The 1,125-nt window shown below is 46.8% G+C and carries 1 protein-coding gene; it reads right to left on the bottom strand.

The window, feature by feature from the left end; translation table 11 throughout:
• On the bottom strand, positions 1-1,125 hold a 1,125-nt coding region (locus tag R7Z78_RS24610; RefSeq protein ID WP_318117043.1), incomplete at both ends, for a methyl-accepting chemotaxis protein.

The following is a 1,125-nucleotide window of genomic DNA, read 5'->3' as shown; positions in this document are numbered from 1 at the left end:
TGCTGTCTTGAGTTCGACCTGCAAGATTACGCACCTCATCTGCTACTACAGCAAAGCCTCGTCCTTGTTCGCCTGCTCGGGCTGCTTCAATTGCAGCGTTCAAGGCTAATAGGTTGGTTTGTTCCGCAATATCCCCGATTACATCCAGAACTTTCACGATGTTGTTTACATCTTGATCGAGATCGGCAACCGCTTTACTTGCAGTATTCAGCTGAGTCGCAAGACCTTGGATGTTATCTACCGTACTGTGGATCAGTGATTGAGTGTGCTGACTTTGTTTATCTGCTTCATCGGTATTACGTGCTGTGTCGCTAGCAGAGCTTGCCACATGGTTAGCGGAAGAAGCCATTTCTGTCATCGCTGTTGCAATCATTGCGGTCGATTGCTGCTGAGAAACGGTAAGATCGGCGATGGAATTTGAGCGCGACTCTACTGCTGATAGCTCATCGCGTAGAGCGTGCATCGATTGTTCAAGGTTAGTCACCATGGTTGCCAATGATTGGCTCATATTCTGAACCGCATGGTAGATACTGCCTTTTGGAGCGACGGTATCAAAGCTAGTTTGGATGTTACCTTGTGCAACCGCTTGAACCGCTTCTCGTACATCGTTAGGTTCACCTCCTAAGAGATTGAGCATTTTGCGAATTGAGATGATCAAGCCTCCAAGAATTGAACCTGCGATAACCAGACACAGCATAAGCTGCCACTGTGCTGTCGACCAAAAACGTGCATTCACTTCATTAAAGCCAATACCTGTGCCGACAACCCAACCCCAATGTGGTGTTTTTTCTGCTATCGAGTGTTTTTCTTCAATGCTGCCGTCGGCCTGTTTTTGGCTCCAGGTATATTCAACAATCTGACCTGTTTTGCGACCCAAAACATCTAGGATGAGTTGGCCTACGCTATTACCGCTGCCATCTTTAAAGTCATGGAAACTGGTTCCGTGTAGTTGAGGATCTAGTGGTGCGGCAATAAACATCATATTTTCGTCCGCCACATACACGTACTCGTTGTCTTTGTAGATGTTGTTACGCAGTAGGCGTGTTGCGAGTGCTTTTGCTTCCTCTTCAGGCATCTTGCCTTCAACTGCCATTTTTTCTACTTCAGTCAGAATGCTGTATGCAC

It is taken from the genome of Vibrio sp. 1167, assembly GCF_033340375.1.
Classification (GTDB): domain Bacteria; phylum Pseudomonadota; class Gammaproteobacteria; order Enterobacterales; family Vibrionaceae; genus Vibrio; species Vibrio alginolyticus.
The sequence above is the reverse complement of the archived record's forward strand: the minus strand, read 5'-3'. Positions and strand labels throughout refer to the sequence as shown.